Raw genomic sequence first — 20,880 nt, 5'->3', positions numbered from 1 at the left:
CGCGACGGCCGTCCACCCCGCCCCCGCCGACCTAGCGTCGGCCCCATGACCCGATCCGAGTCGCTCGTCCTGCCCGCCACGCCCGAACCCGACGCCGGGGTGTTGGGCGCTGGGACATCAGGCGCTGGGACATCCGGGGTGCTCGGCGCCGGGGGAGTCTGGCCGCCGCCGCGGCCGCACCGGCTCGATCCCCCCACCGAGCCGATCCTGCTCGCCGGGATGCCCGACGCCCAGCCCCGTGCGGGGCCGGCGCCGCCCTCCCGCTTCGGTGCTGCGCTGCGCAGGCTCGCCCCCGAGTCGTGGCGCGGCGCGCGCGTCGATCCCGGTCGGCCGGGTGCCACCGCGCTGGCACTCGTGGCCGCCGTCGCCGCCGTGGTCGCGGCGGTGGGCGTGTGGTTCGAGCGGCCGCGGGCCGAGCCGGTGCCCCACCTGCCTGCGGTCACCGTGTCCGCGGCGGGCGGTGCCGAGCCCGCGGCACCGGAGCCCGTGGCAGCCACCACGGCCGCGTCGCCGGCCCCGCCGCCCGCTCCGCCCGTCCCGCTCGTCGTGAGCGTGGCGGGCAAGGTCCACCGGCCCGGGCTGGTGGAGGTGCCGGAGGGCGCGCGTGTCGCCGACGTGCTCGAGGCGGCCGGTGGCGCGCTCCCGGGCACCGACCTGTCCGCGCTCAACCTCGCGCGCCGCGTCGCCGACGGCGAGCAGGTCGCGGTCGGGGTCCCGCCCGCGGCCGACGCCGCGCCTGCTCCCGCGCCCGCAGCGCCGGCACCGGTGGGCGGTGCAGCGCCGACCGGCAGGGTCGACCTGAACACCGCCACCGCGGAGCAGCTCGACGCGCTTCCCGGGGTCGGGCCGGTCACGGCACAGCGGATCGTCGACTGGCGCACCCGCAACGGCCGCTTCAGCCGGGTCGAGCAGCTGCGGGAGATCGAAGGCATCGGGGAGCGCCGGTTCGCGCAGCTGCGAGAGCTGGTGGCGGTGTGACGCCCGGCGGCCTCCTCAGGCCCACCAGCGCTCCACCGGGGCGATCGGTGCCGTGATGTCGGTGTGGCCGTCGAGCAGCCGGATCGACCGTTGCGTGTCCGGGTGGTGCGGGCCCAGCACCGTGAGCTGACCGTCGATCACCAGCGCGAGCAGCACCATCGCCCGCACCCGCTGGCCCTTGTGTAGCAGCAGGTGGGCGAGCGTGCAGGACCAGCGCAGCGTCAGGGGGTCGTACTGCCCGCACAGCGTCTCCAGCTGCTTCACGTACCCCTGCAGCTCCACGGCCGCGTCGAGGAAGCAGCCGGTCTCGACGTAGCGGCAGACGCGCCGGACGCTCCGCCGATCCAGGGCCCACTCCGTCGTGGCGCGGATGAGGCCGATGCCCAGCCCCGCCGCGAGCGCCACGGCGGTGTGGCGCATCCACGTGGGCGTGCCGTCCACACCGCCGACGAGCACCGCGATCCCCACCCCCGCCGCGAACAGCCCCGCCACAACCATCCCGATCACCAGGAACGGAGGCACGGATGCCTGGCGCAGGAGTCGGCTGGGGCTCACGGGACCTCCCGAGATCGTGGTCGTCACCCCGGCGACGACCGCGCGGAGCTCGCGGTGGTTGGGGGCGGGCGCCCAGAAGATCGGCACACGGCGTCGACGAGCCGCGCCACCCGCCCGACCTGCGGCTGGTGCCCGCGGCGCTGGCGGTGTGGGCGGTGGTGCTGCTCGGGATCGGGCTCGGACCTGGAGCGGGCGCCGGGGTGCTGGCCTCGTGCGCGGTGGTCGTCGCCGCCACGCTCACCCGCCACCGCGGGGCGGTGTGGGCGGCCGCGGTCCTGGCCGCGGCCGGGAGCGCGTCCGCCGCCGCGCTCGTGGTCGCCGCCCACACCGCCCTCGTCGAGCTCCACCCGCTGCGCGCTCCCGCGGAGCGCGGCGCAGCGGCGGAGGTGCGAGTGGTGGTGACCGACGACCCGCGGGCCCTGCGCACCACGGGGTACGGCGCGCGACCGGGCGAGGCGAGCCAGGTGCTGGTGCCGGTGGTGCTGCAGCGCGCGGTGGTCGGCGACGGCAGCTGGGCGGTGGGCGGCCGGCTGCTGCTCATCGCGCCCGCGGGCGAATGGGCCGGGCTGCTGCCGGGACAGGCGGCCACCGCCCACGGGCTGCTCGCGCCGGCCGGGCGCCGCGACCTCACCGTTGCCGTGCTGCGGGTCCGCGGGCCGCCGGGGGAACCGGCACCGCCCCCGTGGTGGCAGCACGCCGCGGGCGGGCTCCGCGCAGGGCTCCGCGAGGCCGCGGGCGTCCTGCCGCCCGCACCGGGCGGACTGCTGCCCGGGCTGGCCGTCGGCGACACCAGCGCGCTCACGGCTGAGGTCGAGTCGGACTTCCGGGCCGCGGGGCTCACCCACCTGCTCGCGGTGTCCGGCGCCAACCTGGCGATCGTGGCCGGGGCCGTCCTCGCGCTGCTGCGGCTCCTGCGGGCCGACCCCCGGCTCGCCGCCGCGGTCAGCGCCGCCGCGGTGCTCGGGTTCGTGGTGCTCGCACGGCCGTCGCCGAGCGTCGTGCGGGCGGCCGCCATGGCGGGCGTCGTACTGCTCGCGCTGGCCATGGGGCGGGGCCGGTCCGCGGTTCCCGCGCTCGCGGCCGCCGTGCTGGTGCTGCTCCTGGCCGATCCGGCGCTCGCCGTCGACCCCGGGTTCGCGCTCTCCGTGCTCGCCACCGCCGCGCTGGTGCTGCTCGCGCCGGGATGGTCCGCCGCACTGCAGCGCCTTGGCCTGCCCCGGTGGGCCGCGGAGGCGCTCACGGTCCCCGCGGCGGCGTTCGTCGCCACCGCCCCGTTGATCGCCGGGCTGAACGCCGAGGTCAGCCCGGTCGCGGTGGTGGCCAACCTGCTCGCGGTGCCCGCGGTCGCGCCGGCCACCGTGCTCGGGGTGCTGGCGGCGGTGGTCTCCCCGCTCGGCGCACTGCCGGCGCAGATGTGTGCGTGGGCGGCCGCCCCGGCCGCGTGGTGGCTGGTGGTCGTGGCCGACCGGTCCGCGGCCGTGCCCGGGGCGGTCCTCGGTTGGCCGGGCGGGCCCGCGGGTGCGCTGCTGCTGTGCCTGGTGGTGCTCGGACTGCTGTGGTTCGGCCGCTCGCCGCGGTGGCGGGCTCTGCTCCTCGCCGTCGCGCTGGGGCTGGCGCTCGTGCTGGTGCCCACGCGCGTCGCTCCGCCGGGCTGGCCGCCGCCGGGGTGGGCCGCGGTGGCCTGCGACGTCGGCCAGGGCGACGCCGTCGTGCTGGCCACGGGGCGTCCCGGCTGGGTGGTGCTGGTCGACGCCGGGCCCGACGACGGCCCGGTCGACGCCTGCCTCGACCGGCTCGGCGTCCAGGGGATCGCGCTGGTCGTGGTCAGCCACCTGCACGCCGACCACGTCGGCGGGCTCGCGGGGGCCCTGCGCGGCCGCGCGGTGGGCGGGGTGGCGGTGGGCCCCGTGCGCGCGCCCGCGTGGGCGTTGCGGGAAGTGGCCGCCACCGCGTCCGGTGCCGGCGCGCCGCTCGTGGCGCTCGCCGCGGGCGGGCGGCTGGAATGGCCCGCGCTCACGCTCGACGTGCTCGGCCCGCTGCACCCGGCCGCGTTCGTCGACGGCGACGACGGCACGGCGGTCAACGACGGGTCGCTGGTGCTGCGCGCCCGTACGCCGGCCGGCTCGGTGCTGCTCACCGGCGACGCGGAGCTCGCTGCCCAGGCCGACCTGCTCGGGTCCGGCGCCGACCTGCGCGCCGACGTCCTGAAGATGCCGCACCACGGGAGCCGCTACACATCCGTCGCGTTCCTCAACGCGGTGGCCCCGCGGGCGGTCCTCGTGAGCGTCGGCGCGGGCAATCGGTACCGGCACCCCGACCCGGGCCTGGTCGGTGGCCTGGAGCGGGCCGGAGTCGCGGTCCGCCGCACCGACCTCGCGGGCGACGTCGCCGTGGTCGGCAGCCCGGCCGACCTCGAGCTCGTGTCCCGGGGTTCACCGCTCCCGGCTCCACGATGAGGATGCTCGGCGGGTCCGCCTGGGTGCCCGGACACCGCCGGCACATGGCGTAGGGACCGGTACCGAGATGTGGAGGAGACCGGCGATGCAGTTCATCCCCCGCGCCGGGGCCTGCCTGACCACCACCACCACCGTGCTTTCCGGTGCGGGCCGGGTCAAGTGGATGGTGCGTGAGGAGTCGTGAGCCTCCGCTGACAGCGGCTGGAGGATCTTCTCCCACATCGACACGAGTGAGTACCTGGCGGATTCGGCGAACACGAAGGTCGTCGACTACAACGAGGTCTGCCGGATCGAGCCCGCCCTGATCGGGATCTGGGACCTGCCGGTCGGATCCGACCTGCAGCTTGTCGATGAAGGTGAAGGCACCAGGGTCGTCGACACCGCCACCGGTCGGGAGATCCCGACCGATGCGCTCTACTTCCCTCCTCGATTCCGAGGCTGAACCAGCTCGTCACCTGCGGCCGTGCCAGACTCGCCCGATCGGATCCAGGACCGGGAGGGTCGTTCCCGTTGCGCATCGTCGAGATGGCCGACCTGGCGCCGCAGCAGCGGCACGATCTGCTCACCCGGCTGGTGGCGCCGCACCCGACAGTCGTGATCTCCACGCTGGACGCGGCCGGCGAGCCGCTGGTCGCGCCACTGGGCCACTGCGTGCCGATGCGTGGGCGACTCGCGACGGTCGCGATCACCATCGCGGCGGTCCGCGACGCCGGCGGCGAGCCCGAGTTGGTCCAGGCGGCGGCGTTGGCGTGCGGTGAGCTGGTGGCCAACCTGACCGCATCGGACCTGCCCCAGCACCTGGCCGACGTGGCCAGGGCGCCGCGCGAGCGCGCGACCGGGGCGGTGCGGTGGCCGACCACCGCGTCGCACCAGGTCGCGGTGCCATCGCTGGTGGCGGGCCGGGCGCGGCTGGAGTGCCGGGTGATCGAGCCGGCAGGTCAGCCGGCCCTCCGCGACCGCGGTGCCGCCCGTCCGCCCACCGGCTACCTGGTGATCGCCGAGGTGGTCTGCGTGGTCGCCGACGACGACCTGCTCGCGCCGCCGGCGGAGACGCCGGAGCGGGTGGCGGGGCAGGTCGAGTTCCCGTGGTTCTTCGGGCCGGGGGACCGGTCGGTGGTCGACGGCGCGCGTGCGCATCCGGTGATCGAGCAGCAGCCGCCGGTGCGGGGCGGCCCCGCCCGCGCGTGTTAGTCCGCGCCTCCCAGGAAGGCGCACAGTGGTGGCGAGCTACCTCGTGGCCGCGATCGTGCTGCAGGGTCCGGGCGGCAAGCTCGGCGACCGGATCGGGCACCGGCGCGTCCTGGCGCTCGGGCTGGCCCTGGTCGCGGTCGGTGCGGTCCTCGGCGCGGCCGCCGGGTCGATCGGCGTGCTCGCCGTGGCCCGGGTGCTGATGGCGGCCGGTGGAGCGGCGATCGTGCCGGCCACCCTGGCGCTGCTGCGGATCGAGCTGCCCGCGGAGCGGCGCGGCCGGGCGTTCGGCCTGTTCGGGGCGGTGATGTCGCTGGCGGCCGGCATCGGCCCGGTGGTGGGGGGTGAGCTCGTGCGCGCGTTCGGCTGGCCGAGCATCTTCGCCGCCAACCTCCCGGTGATCGGCCTCGCGTCCGTGCTCGCGGCTGGTCGCACCCGGCGCCCCGGGTCGCCGCGCCGGTCCCCGTTCGACGTGGTGGGCACGGTGCTGCTGACGGCGGCGCTCGCCGCACTGGTCCTCGGCCTCGACGCTCCCGCCGCCACCGCGGCGGTCCTGCTGGGCGCGTGCGCCGCGCTGGTGGTGCCGCTGGTGTGGTGGGAGCGCCGGGCCACCGATCCGGTCGTCGCCTTCGGGCTGTTCGGCTCGAGGGCGTTCACCGCCGGGTCGCTGCTCGTCGCGTTCCAGAACCTGGTGATGTACACGCTGCTGTTCGAGCTGCCGCAGGTGCTGGCCGCGCTGCTCGGGGCCGACCCGGCGGCCACCGGACGGCTCCTCGTCGCCCTGACGGCCGCGATGATCGTCGCCTCGCTCGTGGCGGGCCGGATCACCGACCGGGTCGGGGCCCGGCTGGTGGCGCTCGGCGGCACGCTCGCGTCCCTCGGCGCGGTGGGCCTGTTGGCGGCCGCGGACCTGTCGTCCCTGGCGGGGCTCGTGCTGCCGCTGGCCGTGCTCGGTGTCGGGGTCGGGCTGGCCACCCCCGCCGCCCAGAGCGCCTCGCTCACCGCCGTCGCGCGGGAGCACAGCGGCGCGGCCGCGGGCATCGGGACGACGATGCGCTACCTCGGCGGGGTCGTCGGTGTCGCGCTGCTCGGGCGCCTGGTCGACCTCACCGGTGACCGGCCGGTCGGCCGTGCTGGCCGAGCACCGGACCGTCCTCGGCGTCTTCGCGGTGGCCCTGGTGGCCGGTCTGGCCTGCGCGGTGGCTCTCCCGGGGCGGTCGGCGGCGGAGCCGGCGCGGGTGCCCGGCGACCCGTGACCGGGGCCGATCTCAGGCCCCCCGGGAACGGACGCCGTCGAGGATCAGCGACAGGACGCGCTCGGAGGCCGCCTCGACCTCCGGGGCGCGCCACTCCTCCGCGTGCACCGGGTCGTGGAAGCGGCTGGTCGCGTCGAGGACGGCGCGCGCGGCCTGCTCCGGGTCGCCGTCGGTGAAGTCGCCGCCGGCGATGCCGTCGGCGACGACCGCGCGGATCTGGTCGAGCAGGAACGCGACGTGCGCGGAGGACACGCCGCTGTGCTCGCGCGCCAGCACCCGGAACGTGGCGAACAGCTCCGGGTCCTCCCGCGCCTTCGTCCACTTGGCGGCGAACATGCGGGTGAGCAGCCTGCGAAGCCGGTCGGGCGGGGCGAGGCCGTCGTCCTGCGCGGCGGCGGCGAGCTCCTCGGACACCCGGTCGAGCCAGCGCCGGATCACGGCCTCCCGCAGCGCCGTCTTCGACGGGAAGTGCCGGTAGACGCTCCCGTGGCTCACTCCCAGGACGCGCGCGACGTCGAGCACCGTGGCCTTCTCCGGGCCGTGGCGGCGCAGCACCTCCTCGGTGGCCGACACGATCGTCTCCGCGTCGAGCGGCTGCGCGCGCATGAGGCCAAAACTACGTGAGCGGACCGGCATGGACACAGTGTTCTGTGACTGACAGATATTGAAATCTGTCAGTCAGAGTGCCTAGGGTCGGGCCCATGAACACCCCCACGGCCCCGTTCGCCGGCCGCGCAGTCCATCGCGTCGGCTACGGCGCCCTGCAGCTCGAACGCCTCCACGACCGCCGCGACGAGGCGGTCGCGCTGCTGCGACGCGCGGTCGAGCTGGGCGTCGACCACGTCGACACCGCGCAGTTCTACGGCTTCGGGTTCGCCAACGACGTGATCCGCGAGGCGCTGCGCCCCGAGGACGGCGTCCTCGTCGTCACGAAGGTCGGCGCCGATCCCGACCCGGGCGGGCCCCTGCCGCTGAAACCGGCCCAACGGCCCGAGCAGCTGCGCGCCAGCGTCGAGGACAACCTGCGCAGCCTCGGTGTGGACCAGCTCCCGGTGGTCAACCTGCGCCGCCTCGACTCCGGCCCCGGCCTGCGTCCCGAGGGCGACCAGGTGGTCGATCTCGACCACCAGCTCGCGGTGCTGACCGCCCTGCGCGACGAGGGCAAGGTCGGCGCGATCGGCCTGAGCAGCGTCACCCTCGACGTCCTGCGGCGCGCCCTGCCCGCGGGCATCGCGTGCGTGCAGAACGCCTACAGCCTCGTGGCACGCGACGACGAGGACCTGCTGCAGCTGTGCCGGGCCGAGGGCATCGCGTGGGTGCCGTTCTTCCCGCTCGGCGGGGCCTTCGCGGGCCTTCCCCGGGCCACCGACGAACCCGCGGTGCAGGCCGTCGGGGCCGACCTGGGCGTGACCGCCGCGCAGGTCGGTCTCGCCTGGCTGCTGCACCACGCGCCGAACGTGCTGCTCATCCCCGGCACCGCCGATCCCGCCCACCTCGAGGCCAACGTGGCCGCCGCGGCGATCACCCTCGACGACGCGGCCATGGCCGCACTCGATGCCGTCGAGTCCCGCTCCGCCGAGGTCCCGATCGGCGCCGCGCGTGGCGAGGGCGGATCGTGAAGGCGATCGTCCACCGCGAGGCCGGCGGGCCCGACGTCCTCCGGCTCGTCGAGCGCGACCTGCCGGTACCCGGGCCCGGTGAGGTCCGCGTGCGGGTCGCCGTGTCCGGGATCAACCCGGCCGACACGCAGGCCCGCACCCGCGGTCCGGGGGGTTTCGCGGAGATCACCCCGCACCTGGACGGCGCCGGCCTGGTCGACGCCGTCGGCCCGGGGGTCGACGAGGGCCGCGTCGGTCAGCGGGTCTGGCTGTTCATGGCGGCCGCCGGGCGCCCCACCGGCACCGCCGCGGAGTACGTCGTGGTGCCCGCCGACCAGGCGGTGCCGCTGCCGGACGGGGTCGGGTTCGACGTCGGCGCCGCGCTCGGCGTCCCCGCGCTCACCGCGCACCGCGCGCTCACCGTCGCCGAGGACCGGCCGCGCCGGCTGGGTCCCGGCGCGCTCGACGGCGCGGTGGTGCTCGCCGCGGGCGGGGCCGGGGCGGTCGGGCACGCGGTGATCCAGCTCGCCCGGTGGGCGGGCGCCACGGTGATCGCCACGGTCAGCGGCCCGGCGAAGGCTCGGCTGGCCACCGCCGCCGGTGCCCACCAAGTGGTCAACTACCGCGAGGGCGACCCCGCTGCCGAGATCCGCGGGATCGCCCCGGACGGCATCGACATCGTGGCGGAGGTGGCGCTCGGCGCGAACCTCGCGCTCGGCCAGGCCGTGCTGCGCACGCGCGGCACGATCTCGACCTACGCAAACGACGGTGGCGGCCCGGTCGAGCTGGACGTCCTGCGGCACATGGTGCTGAACGCCCGCATGCAGTTCCTGGTGCTCTACACGGCCGGTGCGCAGGTGCGGTCCGCGGCGGTGGAGGACGTCGCCGCGGCGGTCGCCGCGGGTGCGCTCCCCGTCGGCGAGGAGCACGGGCTGCCGCTGGTCCGCTTCCCGCTCGAGCGCACCGCCGACGCGCACCGGGCGGTGGAGGGCGGCGCGGTCGGGAAGGTGGTGGTCGACGTCTCGCGCTGACGCCGGCTGTACTCGGCGGCGTGTGCGACCAGCACGGCCGTCTGGTCGGGAAGCGGGCTCACGCGCGATCCGTCTGCATTCCTGGTCTCGTCCATGGGATCGACGCTATGAACCGGTCCCGCCCACCGGGAGGGTGTAGCGCACCCACCCGCGGCCGGCGGGCTCAGCCGGTGGGTGCGGAGCAGACGGACCGCAGGGCCCGGTCCAGCGCGGCCGCGTGGAGGGGATCCAGCTCGCCGGCCTGCTGCCGCACGGCCGCGGCGAGCGCGGACGGGCAGTCCTCCTGCGTGCGGACCGGTTCGGCGCCCTTCAGCGCGGTGACCAGCTCGGTGCTGATGCGGGTGATCTCGGGCCGGATCTCCGCGAGGTCCGGGCGCTCGGAGGGCCCCGAACCCAGGTGTTCGTCCCACTGCCGGAGCAGGTCGTTCTGCACCTGGGTGCTGGCCGCGATCTGATCGGAGACCACGCGGGTGACCCAGTCGGGATCGACCCCTGCGCGGTCGGCCTGGGCCCGGGCGTCCGCGACCACCACGGCCTCGCGCTCCGGGTCCGTCACCGGTTTCCCGGTGCCGAACTTGGCGGCGGCCACCCGGTCCGAGATCGCCGCCCGCTCGGCGGCGAGCTGGACGACCCGGGCCAGCCTCTCGGCCGACGGCCCCGGGGCCGAAGGGGTCGCCGCCTGCCCGCACCCCGCGAGCATGGCCGCCGTGACGGCGAGCGCCGCCCCGCCGGCGACCGTCCTGCGCTTCGCCTGATCCTCGATCATTCGTCCCCCCGTTGACGAACTAGTACGTCTGCCTCACGGGCACGCTTCCGCGCCGGTTCGATCACGGCAAGCCGATGTGGCGCACGGAACAGCGGGTGCGTCCGACGAGAGACTGATGTCATGAACTGACATCGCCTGCTACGCTCGATGTCACACTGAGACATCAGGTCGAGCGTGAGTGGAGACGAGGTTTCCCATGGGTGCGAGGAACAAGACGGCGCGCGGGCTGGTCGGCCTGATCGCGGCCGGGACGGCCGTGGGCGCGCTGGTCGTGGACGCCGTCATACCGGAGACGGCGCGCCAGCACATGCGCAACCCCCGCTGGCCCGCGCACGCGAAATTCCACAACGCCCAGTACATCGTGATGAGTGCCGTCCTGGGTGGCATCGGCCTGCGGCTGCTGACCTCTCCGAACGGTGACCCCGACCGGAACCGGGTGCTCGCCGCCGCGATCGTGTCGGTGCCCCACGTCGGCATGTTCGGCGCCGCCGCCTTCCCGGGCACCGCGCTCAGCGACGAGGAGTTCCGCGACTCACCGGCCAACACCGTCAAGGGCGTGGAGGTCAACATCCTCTCGGCGGCGGTCTGCCTGGCCGTGCTCGGCGCCTCGCTGGTCCTGGGACGGGGCAGGCGTCATCCCACGCCTTCGCACGGGTGAGCCGCCCGCCGAGGCGGGTGAGCCCGAACAGCACGAGGCCCAGCGCGAGCAGCAGACCCGCACGCAGCCACACCGTGGCTTCCTTCTGCGCGGCGAGCGCCACGCCCGAGGCGAGCCCGAGCCACGGCAGCACGATCAGGATGCGCACGTGGTCGCGTTCGCCCTCGTCCGGGCGCCGCCGCAGGACGATCACGGCGAGGTTCGTGCTCTCCACCAGCTGGGTTCAGCGGAGTCCACCCCGGATTGTTCACCCGTGGCGCGGACTTCACACGGTGCCCGTCACGTCCTCGGGCGTCTTCTCGTGACCGGGCTGCTTCGGCGTGCGCCTGCTCTGCTTCATCTCGGCCTCGTACACGTGCCGCTTCCCCTCCATGATCTCGTCGCGCACGGTGCGCTCGAGGTCGCGGTAGACCGTGTAGTAGCCGTCGTCGAACTCCTCGACGAGCTGGAAGGTCCACCGCCCGGCGATCACGTTCCGGCCGCGGATCTCGTCGGAGACCCGGTCCGCCAGCGCGTCCTTGTCGATGGCCCGGAGGTTGTCGACGACCTCGTCGAGCATCGCATCGGCTTCGCCGATCAACCGGTGGAAGGAGTAGAGGTGCCCGCGGGCGCGCTCGAGGTAGGCCAGCGCCTCGGTGAACTTCCCGCTGGCGAGGACGTGCTCGTCAGTGGCGCCTTCCGGGCGGGTGTGCGCGGCGTCGATCGGTTCATCCACGCGGAGCCGGTACCCCGTGGGGAGCGCGTCAACCGCGGTCCGGGAGCCCGCGGGCGGTTCGACCCGTCCGCTCCGGGAACCACCGCCGCTACGACACCACGGACCTGCTCACCTACGACCTGGCGTGGAACGCCGCGGCCGTGGCGCTGCTGCTGATCGGCGCCGCGCTCACGTGGCGGGGCCGCCGGGAAGTCCGGTGAGCGGCCGGCGCACCGTCGCGTTCGCCGCCCGGGCTGGTGCTGGTCGCGGTGGCGGTGTCGCCCGCCGTACCGGGCCACGACCCGCGCGGCCACATGGTCCAGCACCTCCTGCTCGGGATGTTCGCGCCGCTCGCGCGCGTGCTCGCCGCTCCGGACCGGCTGCTGCTCGGCGTGCTGCCCCTCTCCCGGCGGGCCGCCGTGCGGCGCCTGCTGCGCAGCCAGGTCCTGCACGTCCTCACCCACCCCGCCACCGCGGCGGTGGTCGACGTGGGAGGCTCTACCTGCTCCACCTCACCCCGCTGTACGCGGCCACGGCCCACCACGCCGTCGCACACCACCTGGTGAACCTGCACTTCCTGCTCGCCGGGTCCCTGTTCACCTGGTCGGTCCTCACGACCGGTCGGCACCGCCCCACGCTCGCCGTCCGGGCGCTGGTCCTGATCGCCGCCGAGCAGCGCACGCGTACCTCGCGAAGCTCCTGTACGCCCACGCCCCCGAGCTCCCGCCGGGCACCTCGTACGACGTCGACCAGCTGCGGGCGGCCGCGCAGCTCATGTACTACGGCGGGGACCTCGCCGAGCTCCTGCTCGCCGTCGCGCTGTTCGCGGGCTGGTACCGGGCGGGCCGCCGGGCCGCGTCCTGCCCGCATCCCGGTTAGCGGGCCCGCACCGGGTTACCCGGACGTCGGCGAGGGCTGCCACATCTTCTCGGCGAAGCTGGACGGCTGCATCACGCCGCTCGTCGTCGCGAACGCCGGATGAGGGAGGACGCCGTGGTCACGGTCAGCCGCGAGATCGCGTCGTCGCCGGACGCCGTGTGGGCCGTGGTGTCCGACGGCTGGCTCTACCCGAGCTGGGTGGTGGGGGCGTCCCGGATGCGGCACGTCGACCCGGCCTGGCCCGCGGTCGGGGCCCGCCTGCACCACTCGGTGGGGGTGTGGCCCGCGCTGCTCGACGACACGACCTCGGTGGTCTCGTCCGTGCCGGGGAAGGAGCTCGTGCTCGAGGCCCGCGGGTGGCCGTTCGGCGAGGCGACCGTGCGGCTCACGATCGAGGCGCGGCCCTCCGGCTGCCTCGTGGCCATGGCAGAGGACGCCACGAGCGGACCGGGGAAGCTCATCCCCGGGCCGGTGCGCACCGCGCTGATCGGCCCGCGCAACACCGAGAGCCTGCGCCGGCTGGCCTACCTCGCCGAGAACGGGTCCCGGTAGGGGACCTCAGAGCCCCCGCGCCGCCAGTGCCTCGCGCACCGCCTTGCTGGTGGAAGGCACGGTGGCCGACGGGCCGATCTGGCCGGCGACGGCGTCGAGGGTCTTGAGCCCGTCGCCGGTGATCAGCAGCACCGTCTCGGCGTCCGGGTCGATCTGCCCGGCCTCGATCAGCTTCTTCGTGGTGGCCACGGTGACGCCACCCGCCGTCTCGGCGAACACGCCCTCGGTGCGGGCGAGCAGCCGGATGCCTTCGACCACCTCTTCGTCGGTGACGTGCCCGATCGCGCCGCCGGTGCGCCGGACGGTGTCGAGGACGTACGGGCCGTCGGCCGGGTTGCCGATGGCCAGCGAGCGGGCGATCGTGTCGGGCCGCACCGGCTGCACGACGTCGTGGCCGTCCTCGAACGCCTTCGCCACCGGCGAGCAGCCCGTGGCCTGGGCGCCGAACACCCGGTACGGGGTGGGCTCGACCAGGCCGAGCGTGCCCAGCTCGGTGAAGCCCTTGTCCACCTTGGTGAGCTGCGAGCCCGACGCCACCGGCACCACGATCTGCTCGGGCAGCCGCCAGCCCAGCTGCTCGGCGACCTCGTAGCCGAGGGTCTTGGAGCCCTCCGCGTAGTAGGGCCGCACGTTGACGTTGACGAACGCCCAGTCCTCGTGCTCGGCCGCCAGCTCGGTGGCGAGGCGGTTGACGTCGTCGTAGTTGCCGTCGACGGCCAGCAGCGTGCCGTCGTACACGGCGGTGGTGAGCACCTTGGCCTGCTCGAGCGAGCTGGGGATCAGCACCACGGAGTCCCAGCCGGCCCGGGCCGCGGCGGCGGCGACGGCGTTGGCCAGGTTGCCCGTGGAGGGGCAGCAGAGCACGGTGAAGCCGAGCTCGCGCGCGGCGGCGAGCGCCACGGCCACCACGCGGTCCTTGAAGGAGTGGGTGGGGTTGCCGGTGTCGTCCTTGACCCACAGGGAGCGCACGCCGAGCGCGGCGGCGAGCCGGTCGGCCTTGATCAGCCGGGTGAGGCCGGGCTCGGTGTTGGGGTGGGCCTGCACGTTCGCGGGCACGGGCAGCAGGTGGCGGTAGCGCCAGATCGACTTCGGCCCGGCCTCGATCGACTCGCGGGTGACGGTGCCGAAGTCGTAGGCCACCTCGAGCGGGCCGAAGCACTCGGGGCAGGCGAACTCGGCGGCGAGGGGGATCTGGTGGCCGCACTCCCGACAGGACAGCGCACGCGCGGGGCCGAGGTCGAGGGAAGTGGTGGTGGCGCTGTCGGCAGCCAGGGTCATGAGAAGTCTCCTCATCTTTCCCGCACCGTGCGGGTCGGAATTGGCACCGTGATCGAGCGCTCGAACGCGCATCGCCGGTTGCCGGGGCTTCGTCGGGCCGTTCCCTCTGCCCCTCTGGATGAGCCATATGCGGTTGTGCAGTCCACGTTACGACAACATCACCGCGGCCCCCAAGCTCGTCCCGTGATCTGGGAGCCGGGTCACGCCGTGTCGGGGTCGTGCGCGAGCATGGGGTCATGGCCGCGCCCGCCCCGCTCCGCCTCGTCGTCGGCGAGGAGGAACTGCTCGTCGAGCGGGCGATCGAGCAGGTGGTGGCCGAGGTCCGCGCGGGTGACCCCACGGCCGAGGTGCGCCGGGTGCGCGCCGCCGAGCTCACGCCCGGTGACCTGGCCGAGAGCCTGAGCCCGTCGCTGTTCGCGGAGGGCCGGGTGCTCGTCCTGCTCGCGGCGCAGGAGGTCGGGAAGGAGCTGGCCACGGCCATCGTCGAGCAGTCCGCCGACCCGGCCGACGGCATCGTTCTCGTGGTCGTCCACTCGGGCGGAGCGCGCAACAAGGGCCTCGTCGACGCGCTCCGCAAGGCCGGCGCCGTGGTCACCACCTGCAACAAGATCACGAGGATGGACGAGCGGTCCGACTTCGTGCGCGCGGAGGCCCGCCGCGTCGGCGGGAAGATCACCGGCGACGCGATCGGCGCGCTGCTCGAGGCCGTGGGGTCGGACCTGCGGGAGCTGGCGTCGGCCACGAGCCAGCTGGTGGCCGACACCGGCGGTTCGGTCGACGAGCGGGCGGTGCGCCGCTACCACCGCGGCCGGGCCGAGGCGTCCGGGTTCGCGGTGGCCGACAAGGTCGTGGCGGGCGACCGGGCAGGCGCGATCGAGGCGTTGCGCTGGGCGCAGCTGCTCGGCACGCCGTCGGTGCTGATCGCCGACGCGCTGGCGGACGCGGTGCGCACGCTCGCGAAGGTCGGCTCGGCGGGCCGCGGCGATCCCAACCGGCTCGCGGGCACCCTGGGCATGCCGCCGTGGAAGATCCGCAAGGCGCAGCAGTCGGTGCGCCAGTGGGGGCCTGCGGCCATCGCGGAGGCGTTCGCCGCGGCGGCCGAGGTCAACGCCGACGTCAAGGGCGCGGCGGCCGACCCGGACTACGCCCTGGAGCGCGCGGTGCTGCGGATGCTGGACGCGCGGGGCAAGCGGTAGACCGTCAGCTGTTGCCGCTGGTGCGGGTCTTCTTGATCCAGAGGCCGACCTTGTCGCCGAGGAAGGCGCCGCCGATACCGGCGAGGACGGCGGGGAGCAGTGCGAGCAGGTCAACGAGCATCGGGGGATCTCCTCGGGTCGGACGGGCGAGGGGAGCGGACGCCCGCCGGCGGAATCACCACTTTCGGTGGCCGGCCGCCGGGCTGTCGACCGGGTGTAGGGCACGTCACGTTTGAACACCGTGATCACCGTTGGTGACGGACGCCGCGTCCGATCGCGCCACCCCGGCGTCCCGGCTGGCGGTACGGTTCGAACGCAGGGCTGACCGATTGGCGAGGGGTAGCGATGGCCGTGGCAGGTGCGAAGAGCCGCATCGGGGTGACCGGGCTGGCCGTGATGGGGGCGAACCTGGCCCGCAACATCGCGCGGCGGGGCACGCCGGTGGCCGTCCACAACCGGACGACGGCGCGCACGCGGGAGTTCATCGAGGCCTACGGGTCGGAGGGCACGTTCACGGCGGCCGAGTCGCTCGAGGACTTCGTGGCCGCGCTGGAGCGGCCGCGGCGGATCATCGTGATGGTGAAGGCGGGTGCGCCCGTCGACGCCGTGATCGAGGAGCTGGCGCCGTTGCTCGACGAGGGCGACATCATCATCGACGCCGGCAACTCCCACTTCCCCGACACCAAGCGCCGCACCGAGGAGTGCGCGGCGCGCGGCCTGCGGTTCATGGGCGTGGGCGTGTCCGGCGGCGAGGAGGGCGCGCTGCTCGGGCCGAGCATCATGCCCGGCGGCGACCCGGCGGCCTACGCCGAGGTGGAGGAGATCCTCACCGGCATCGCCGCGCAGGTGGACGGCACGGCCTGCTGCGTGCACGTCGGCCCCGACGGCGCGGGCCACTACGTCAAGATGGTGCACAACGGCATCGAGTACGCCGACATCCAGCTCATCGCCGAGGCCTACGACCTGCTCACGCACGTCGCCGGTCTCGACGCCCCGGCCATCGGCAAGATCTTCGAGGAGTGGAACTCCGGCGACCTGGAGTCGTTCCTCATCGAGATCACGGCGGAGGTGCTGCAGAAGACCGACGCCCGCACCGGCCGCCCGCTCGTCGACGTCATCCTCGACGAGGCGGAGCAGAAGGGCACCGGCCGCTGGACGGCGATCGACGCGCTCGACCTGGGCGTGCCGCTCACCGGCATCACCGAGGCCGTGTTCGCGCGCACCCTCTCGTCGCTGAAGAGCGAGCGGAGGGCGGCCGCAGGCACCCTGGCCGGGCCGGTGCCGGGAGCGGGCGAGGACCGCGCAGACCTCGTCGAGGACATCCGCCAGGCCCTCTACGCCAGCAAGGTGGTGGCCTACGCGCAGGGCTTCGCGCAGATGCGCGCGGCGTCGAAGGCGAACGACTGGAACCTCGACCTGGGCGCGATGGCCACGATCTGGCGCGGCGGCTGCATCATCCGCGCGCAGTTCCTCAACCGCATCCGCGACGCCTACGCCGAGCACGGTGACGTCGAGAACCTTTTGATGGTGCCGTACTTCACCGACGCCGTGGCCAAGGCGCAGGACGCCTGGAGGCGCGTGGTGGTCACGGCCACGCAGCAGGGCGTGGCGATCCCGGCGTTCGCGAGCTCGCTGTCGTACTACGACGGCTACCGCCGCGAGCGGGGCCCTGCCAACCTGATCCAGGGGCTGCGGGACTTCTTCGGCGCCCACACCTACCGCCGGACCGACACCGACGGCGTGTTCCACACCCGCTGGGCGCAGGACGGCACCGAGGTGCGCACGGACGTCTAGCCGGTGCCCGCGGATGGCCTCCTGATGGCGCCGCGCATCGTGCGGGGCCGCCCCTCCGGCAGGCTCCCCAGCCCATGATCGGTGAACCGGCGCGTTTCTCGACGGGATGCGTCGGGTTTCGCGCCGAAACAACGATCATGCTCCCGGGCGGGCGGCCGATGCCGCGTGTGATCAGCGCGAGGCGGTACACCGGGGCTGTCACAGCCGCCGTGAGGTCCTGCTCGGGCAGGTTTGTCGAGCCCCAGAGGACCAGACGTCGCTCCGTGCTGAGCAACGATCGAGTGGGGAATCGATCGTCTAGGAACGCTGGGCCGCCCCTTCCACGGGGCTCGGCATGGCGATCCCGTACTCGCGGATCTTGCGGTAGATGGTGGCGCGTGACGAGCCCAGCCTGCGCGCCGCCTCCACCTTGTTGCCGCCGGTGTCGAGCAGCGCCTCGATGATCGCGTCGCACTCGATCGCCTCGAGCGGGGTGAGCACCCGGCGCGTGGTGACCCGGCACTCCGGCGGCAGGTCGCGAGCCTCCACCACGCCGGCGCGGCGCTTCGCCACGACCTTGCGCAGCACCTGGTGCAACTGCTCGACGTTGCCGGGCCACCGGTTGCGCATGAGCACGTGCATGGCCTCGGGCGAGCAGGTGAGGGCACCGCGGGCGAGGCGCGCGAGCAGGTGGGGCACGAGCTCGGCGACGTCCTCGATGTGGTGGCGAAGCGACGGCACCTCGACCGTGCGGGGGAAGCAGGTGAGCAGGGCCGCCAGGTCGGCGCTGCGGCGGGCGGACGCCTCGCGGGTGACCGTGGCCACCACCCACGGCCGCTCGATCCCGGTGGCCTCGCGGTAGGGCTCGAGCGCCTCGGCGAGGGCGGTCACACCGGCGGCGGGGAGCCGGTCGAGGTGGGCGATGACGAGGGTGCCCGCGTGCTCCAGTTCGGCGGAGACCTCGCCGATCCACTGCGGCCCGTGGTCGTCGGCGTCGAGGACCCGCAGGTGCCCGGCCGGCGTGCGGTTCTGGTGCGCGGCCCGGGCGATCGTGACCTTGCCGACCCCAGGCTCGCCCTCGAGCAGCAGCCATTCCCGGGCCTGGAAATGCCGGTCGACGGCGTGGCCGCACTTCTTCCACGAGGTGCTGGAGCCGACCGCGGTGGGCTGGGACGGGGGGAAGGCGGCCGCGGTGTCGCCGTGCGTCACGTGGGTCATGTGGGCGACGAGCTGCACCTGCAGCACTCCACCGGTGACGCCGCCCTCGCTGAAGCTGGGCCGGCAGTGCACCCGCGCGGTGAGGCCGCTGGGCAGGTCGACCACGAGCTTGCGGTCGCGGCCGGCGCCGAGTGCCTCCACGGCCTCGGCGAGAAGGGCCCCCTGGTCGCGCTGGTCGAACTGCTCGCGGGCCCGGTCGTTCATCATCAGCACGTCGGCGCCGATGGCGAAGACCGCGCCGCGGGCCCGCCGGCAGGCGCGCAGGTAGTCCTGGAGCAGCAGGTGTTCGCGGCGACCGGAGTGCACGAGGACCGCCTCCTCGATCCGGCGACCGATCGAGGCGACCGCGGTCGCCATCATGCTGCCGGCGTGGCGCCGCCAGCAGGTGATGTCGACAACGCCGAGCACGCGGCCCGTGCCCGGGTGGCGCACCGGGATGCCCGCGCAGGCGAGGTCCTCGAGGTGCTCCACGTAGTGCTCGTGCCCGAACACCTGCGCCGGCCCGCCGCCCTCGAGGGCGCTGCCGATGCCGTTGGTGCCGACGTGGCGCTCCGCGTAGCTGAAGCCCGGCCGCAGCAACACGCGGTCGAGGTGGGACTCCAGCGAGGTGTCCGCGGTGCGCCGGTCCAGCACCACCCCGTCCGCGTCGCACAGGATCACGCTCACCGGCTCGGTGGCGAACTGGTCCGAGACCTCCGCGAGCACCGGCCGGGCGGCCCGGGTGAGCACGCTGTCGTCGTCGACGTCCTCGGCGTAGGGCAGCTCGATGTGGTCGGCGGGGACCTGCCAGGCGACTGATCGGGTCCAGGAGGCGAGGATCGGTTCCCTGACCACGCCGGACTGCACCGGCTCGTCCATCAGGAACGAGACGCGCGCGCGGGCCAGTTCGTCGGTCGCCGCTCCCGCAGGTGTTCGCGGTCCGCCTTCCGGTCGCCGAGCCAAGCAGGCCTCCTCGGAGCAACGTCGGTCCGTCAGAGCCTCCACAGCGTAGGCCGTACAGCGGCGACGGCGCCGTCTCATATTGAGACCGCGGATGCAAGCGGACGGGGGTGTGATCGGCGACACGAGCAGACGACAACCCGCGCCGTCGTGCGGCTCGCCGCCTACCCACCACCCGTGAGGAGATGTCGTGAGTCGGCAGAGTCTGGCGAAGGCTCATCAGAAGATCCAGGAACTCGCCTGGGAGCCTCTGTACCACGAGCCCTACATGAAGTACGGAACGGACTACACGTTCCGGAAGGCTGCGAAGAAGGACCCGCTGAAGCAGGTCCTGCGCTCGTACTTCCCGATGGAGGAGGAGAAGGACCACCGCGTGTACGGCGCGCAGGACGGCGCCATCCGCGGGAACATGTTCCGCCAGGTGCAGGAGCGTTGGCTGGAGTGGCAGAAGCTGTTCCTGTCGATCATCCCGCTGCCGGAGATCTCCGCCGCCCGGTCGATGCCGATGCTGTTCCACACGGTGCCGAACCCGGAACTGCACAACGGCCAGGCGATCCAGATGATCGACGAGGTCCGGCACTCGACGATCCAGCAGAACCTCAAGCGCCTGTACATGAACAACTACATCGACCCGGCGGGTTTCAACACCAGCCTGCGCGGGTTCCAGGGCGACTACTGCGGCACCATCGGCCGCCAGTTCGCCGAGGGGTTCATCACCGGTGACGCGATCACCGCGGCGAGCATCTACCTGACGATCGTCGCCGAGACCGCGTTCACGAACACCCTCTTCGTCGCCATGCCGGCGGAGGCGGCGGCCAACGGCGACTACCTGCTGCCCACCGTGTTCCACTCGGTGCAGTCCGACGAGTCCCGGCACATCTCCAACGGCTACGCCACGCTCCTGATGGCGTTGTCGGACGAGGAGAACCACCAGCTGCTCGCCCGCGACCTGCGCTACGCGTGGTGGAACAACCACCGCGTCGTGGACGCCGCGATCGGCACCTTCATCGAGTACGGCACGAAGGACCGGCGCAAGGACCGCGAGTCGTACGCGGAGATGTGGCGGCGCTGGATCTACGACGACTACTACCGGTCCTACCTGGTCCCGCTGGAGAAGTACGGCCTCACGATCCCGCACGACCTGGTCGAGGAATCCTGGAAGCAGATCTGGGAGAAGGGCTACGTCCACGAGGTCGCGCAGTTCTTCGCCACCGGTTGGCTCGCCAACTACTGGCGGATCGACGGTATGACCGACGAGGACTTCGAGTGGTTCGAGTACAAGTACCCGGGCTGGTACGACAGGTACGGGAAGTGGTGGGAGAACTACAACCGGCTCGCCACGCCCAACGGACACAACGCGATCGTGGCCGAGGACGTCGACTACGTGTACCCGCACCGGTGCTGGACCTGCATGGTGCCGTGCCTCGTGCGCGAGGACATGGTGATGGACAAGGTCGACGGCCAATGGCGCACCTACTGCCACGAGATGTGCCACTGGACCGACAAGGTGGCCTTCCGGCCGACCTACGAGGGGCGTGACACCCCCAACATGGGCCGGCTCGTCGGGCACCGGGAGTGGGAGACCCTCTACCACGGCTGGAACTGGGCCGACGTCGTCAAGGACATGGGCGCCGTGCGCGACGACGGCAAGACCATGACGGCCCAGCCGCACCTCGACCTGGATCCCAAGAAGATGTGGACGCTCGACCACATGCGGCGCATGCCGGTCGTGCAGAGCCCCAACGTCCTCCTGAACGAGATGAGCGACGCCGAACGCGCGGCGTTCGCCGCCGACTACGTCCGTCAGGGACCGGCCGGGCGACCCGCCCCCTCTGACGCCTGAGCGCGGGTCAGGCGAGGGGAGA

At 73.9% G+C, this 20,880-nt stretch carries 16 protein-coding genes, 3 pseudogenes and 1 riboswitch; of the genes and pseudogenes, 13 read left to right on the top strand and 6 right to left on the bottom strand.

The genetic code is table 11. The annotated features are described in order from the left end of the window. The first annotated feature begins 45 nt into the window (after positions 1-45). Entirely contained in the window at positions 46-978 is a 933-nt protein-coding gene (locus ACFPL3_RS05140; RefSeq protein ID WP_379588434.1) for a ComEA family DNA-binding protein, read from the top strand. Between the two features lie 15 nt (positions 979-993). Here the strand turns inward: ACFPL3_RS05140 and ACFPL3_RS05135 are convergent, their stop codons facing one another. Continuing rightward, entirely contained in the window at positions 994-1,533 is a 540-nt protein-coding gene (locus ACFPL3_RS05135) for a hypothetical protein (protein ID WP_343947134.1), read from the bottom strand. A gap of 128 nt (positions 1,534-1,661) precedes the next feature. On the opposite strand from ACFPL3_RS05135, the gene ACFPL3_RS05130 reads away from it, so the two are divergent. The 4 genes and pseudogenes from ACFPL3_RS05130 to ACFPL3_RS05115 all read left to right on the top strand — a co-directional run. Next, the gene (locus tag ACFPL3_RS05130) at positions 1,662-3,989 is read left to right on the top strand and encodes a ComEC/Rec2 family competence protein (RefSeq protein WP_379588433.1); all 2,328 of its coding nucleotides are present in this window, start codon (positions 1,662-1,664) and stop codon (positions 3,987-3,989) included. 202 nt (positions 3,990-4,191) lie between these two features. Then, positions 4,192-4,431, top strand: a pseudogene (locus ACFPL3_RS05125) (immunity protein Imm33 domain-containing protein); the annotation flags it as partial. A gap of 68 nt (positions 4,432-4,499) precedes the next feature. Beyond that, positions 4,500-5,180: a hypothetical protein gene (locus ACFPL3_RS05120; protein ID WP_343942917.1), complete on the top strand. Its 681-nt coding sequence runs from the start codon at positions 4,500-4,502 to the stop codon at positions 5,178-5,180. Between the two features lie 25 nt (positions 5,181-5,205). Beyond that, positions 5,206-6,243 (top strand): annotated as a pseudogene (locus ACFPL3_RS05115) (MFS transporter); the annotation flags it as partial. A gap of 202 nt (positions 6,244-6,445) precedes the next feature. Here the strand turns inward: ACFPL3_RS05115 and ACFPL3_RS05110 are convergent. Beyond that, positions 6,446-7,039, bottom strand: a complete 594-nt coding sequence (locus tag ACFPL3_RS05110) for a TetR/AcrR family transcriptional regulator (RefSeq protein ID WP_343942916.1) — start codon at positions 7,037-7,039, stop codon at positions 6,446-6,448. A 95-nt stretch (positions 7,040-7,134) separates the two neighbouring features. Here ACFPL3_RS05110 and ACFPL3_RS05105 point away from each other — a divergent pair, with 95 nt between their 5' ends. Together ACFPL3_RS05105 and ACFPL3_RS05100 are read left to right on the top strand one after the other, a co-directional pair. Next, positions 7,135-8,052: an aldo/keto reductase gene (locus ACFPL3_RS05105; protein WP_343942915.1), complete on the top strand. Its 918-nt coding sequence runs from the start codon at positions 7,135-7,137 to the stop codon at positions 8,050-8,052. Beyond that, positions 8,049-9,062 (top strand): NADPH:quinone reductase, encoded by a 1,014-nt coding sequence (locus tag ACFPL3_RS05100; protein WP_343942914.1) that lies wholly within the window; start codon positions 8,049-8,051, stop codon positions 9,060-9,062. The genes ACFPL3_RS05105 and ACFPL3_RS05100 overlap by 4 nt, the downstream gene beginning before the upstream one ends. 163 nt (positions 9,063-9,225) lie before the next feature. Here the strand turns inward: ACFPL3_RS05100 and ACFPL3_RS05095 are convergent, their stop codons facing one another. Continuing rightward, entirely contained in the window at positions 9,226-9,828 is a 603-nt protein-coding gene (locus tag ACFPL3_RS05095; protein ID WP_343942913.1) for a chorismate mutase, read from the bottom strand. Positions 9,829-10,024: 196 nt separating this feature from the next. On the opposite strand from ACFPL3_RS05095, the gene ACFPL3_RS05090 reads away from it, so the two are divergent. After that, positions 10,025-10,486: a DUF6640 family protein gene (locus ACFPL3_RS05090; RefSeq protein WP_343942912.1), complete on the top strand. Its 462-nt coding sequence runs from the start codon at positions 10,025-10,027 to the stop codon at positions 10,484-10,486. Between the two features lie 265 nt (positions 10,487-10,751). Here the strand turns inward: ACFPL3_RS05090 and ACFPL3_RS05085 are convergent, their stop codons facing one another. Continuing rightward, complete coding sequence (locus ACFPL3_RS05085; RefSeq protein WP_343942911.1) at positions 10,752-11,201, bottom strand: hypothetical protein; 450 nt, start codon at positions 11,199-11,201, stop codon at positions 10,752-10,754. Positions 11,202-11,437: 236 nt separating this feature from the next. Here ACFPL3_RS05085 and ACFPL3_RS05080 point away from each other — a divergent pair. Continuing rightward, positions 11,438-11,790 (top strand): annotated as a pseudogene (locus ACFPL3_RS05080) (cytochrome c oxidase assembly protein); the annotation flags it as partial. A gap of 383 nt (positions 11,791-12,173) precedes the next feature. Then, positions 12,174-12,611, top strand: a complete 438-nt coding sequence (locus ACFPL3_RS05075; protein ID WP_343942909.1) for an SRPBCC family protein — start codon at positions 12,174-12,176, stop codon at positions 12,609-12,611. 6 nt (positions 12,612-12,617) lie between these two features. Here ACFPL3_RS05075 and thrC read toward each other — a convergent pair whose 3' ends face one another. Further along, positions 12,618-13,889: a threonine synthase gene (gene thrC, locus ACFPL3_RS05070; RefSeq protein ID WP_343942908.1), complete on the bottom strand. Its 1,272-nt coding sequence runs from the start codon at positions 13,887-13,889 to the stop codon at positions 12,618-12,620. 8 nt (positions 13,890-13,897) lie between these two features. Then, positions 13,898-14,014: riboswitch (SAM riboswitch) on the bottom strand. Between the two features lie 111 nt (positions 14,015-14,125). Between thrC and holA the strand changes: the two genes are divergently transcribed. Both holA and gndA read left to right on the top strand, forming a co-directional pair. Further along, a complete protein-coding gene (gene holA / locus ACFPL3_RS05065; protein WP_343942907.1) occupies positions 14,126-15,085 on the top strand; it encodes a DNA polymerase III subunit delta in 960 nt (319 codons plus the stop codon). Between the two features lie 345 nt (positions 15,086-15,430). Beyond that, a complete protein-coding gene (gene gndA / locus ACFPL3_RS05060; protein WP_343942906.1) occupies positions 15,431-16,879 on the top strand; it encodes an NADP-dependent phosphogluconate dehydrogenase in 1,449 nt (482 codons plus the stop codon). Between the two features lie 297 nt (positions 16,880-17,176). On the opposite strand, the gene ACFPL3_RS05055 is transcribed toward gndA, so the two are convergent. Beyond that, complete coding sequence (locus ACFPL3_RS05055; protein ID WP_343942905.1) at positions 17,177-19,018, bottom strand: sigma-54-dependent Fis family transcriptional regulator; 1,842 nt, start codon at positions 19,016-19,018, stop codon at positions 17,177-17,179. A 202-nt stretch (positions 19,019-19,220) separates the two neighbouring features. Here ACFPL3_RS05055 and ACFPL3_RS05050 point away from each other — a divergent pair, with 202 nt between their 5' ends. Next, positions 19,221-20,858, top strand: coding sequence for a ferritin family protein (locus ACFPL3_RS05050; protein WP_343942922.1), 1,638 nt, complete (start codon positions 19,221-19,223; stop codon positions 20,856-20,858). The last annotated feature ends 22 nt before the right edge of the window (positions 20,859-20,880 follow it).

The organism is Pseudonocardia zijingensis (assembly GCF_042657305.1).
GTDB lineage: Bacteria > Actinomycetota > Actinomycetes > Mycobacteriales > Pseudonocardiaceae > Pseudonocardia > Pseudonocardia zijingensis.
Note: the sequence above shows the minus strand (reverse complement) of the source record. Positions and strands in the feature narration are given on the sequence as shown.

What these genes read in the sequence shown, in the direction of transcription:
- ACFPL3_RS05140 (WP_379588434.1), top strand. Translation starts at nt 46, where the DNA reads ATGACCCGATCCGAGTCGCTCGTCCTGCCCGCCACGCCCGAACCCGAC.
- ACFPL3_RS05110 (WP_343942916.1), bottom strand. Translation starts at nt 7,039, where the DNA reads ATGCGCGCGCAGCCGCTCGACGCGGAGACGATCGTGTCGGCCACCGAG.
- ACFPL3_RS05105 (WP_343942915.1), top strand. Translation starts at nt 7,135, where the DNA reads ATGAACACCCCCACGGCCCCGTTCGCCGGCCGCGCAGTCCATCGCGTC.
- ACFPL3_RS05095 (WP_343942913.1), bottom strand. Translation starts at nt 9,828, where the DNA reads ATGATCGAGGATCAGGCGAAGCGCAGGACGGTCGCCGGCGGGGCGGCG.
- ACFPL3_RS05090 (WP_343942912.1), top strand. Translation starts at nt 10,025, where the DNA reads ATGGGTGCGAGGAACAAGACGGCGCGCGGGCTGGTCGGCCTGATCGCG.
- thrC (WP_343942908.1), bottom strand. Translation starts at nt 13,889, where the DNA reads ATGACCCTGGCTGCCGACAGCGCCACCACCACTTCCCTCGACCTCGGC.
- holA (WP_343942907.1), top strand. Translation starts at nt 14,126, where the DNA reads ATGGCCGCGCCCGCCCCGCTCCGCCTCGTCGTCGGCGAGGAGGAACTG.
- gndA (WP_343942906.1), top strand. Translation starts at nt 15,431, where the DNA reads ATGGCCGTGGCAGGTGCGAAGAGCCGCATCGGGGTGACCGGGCTGGCC.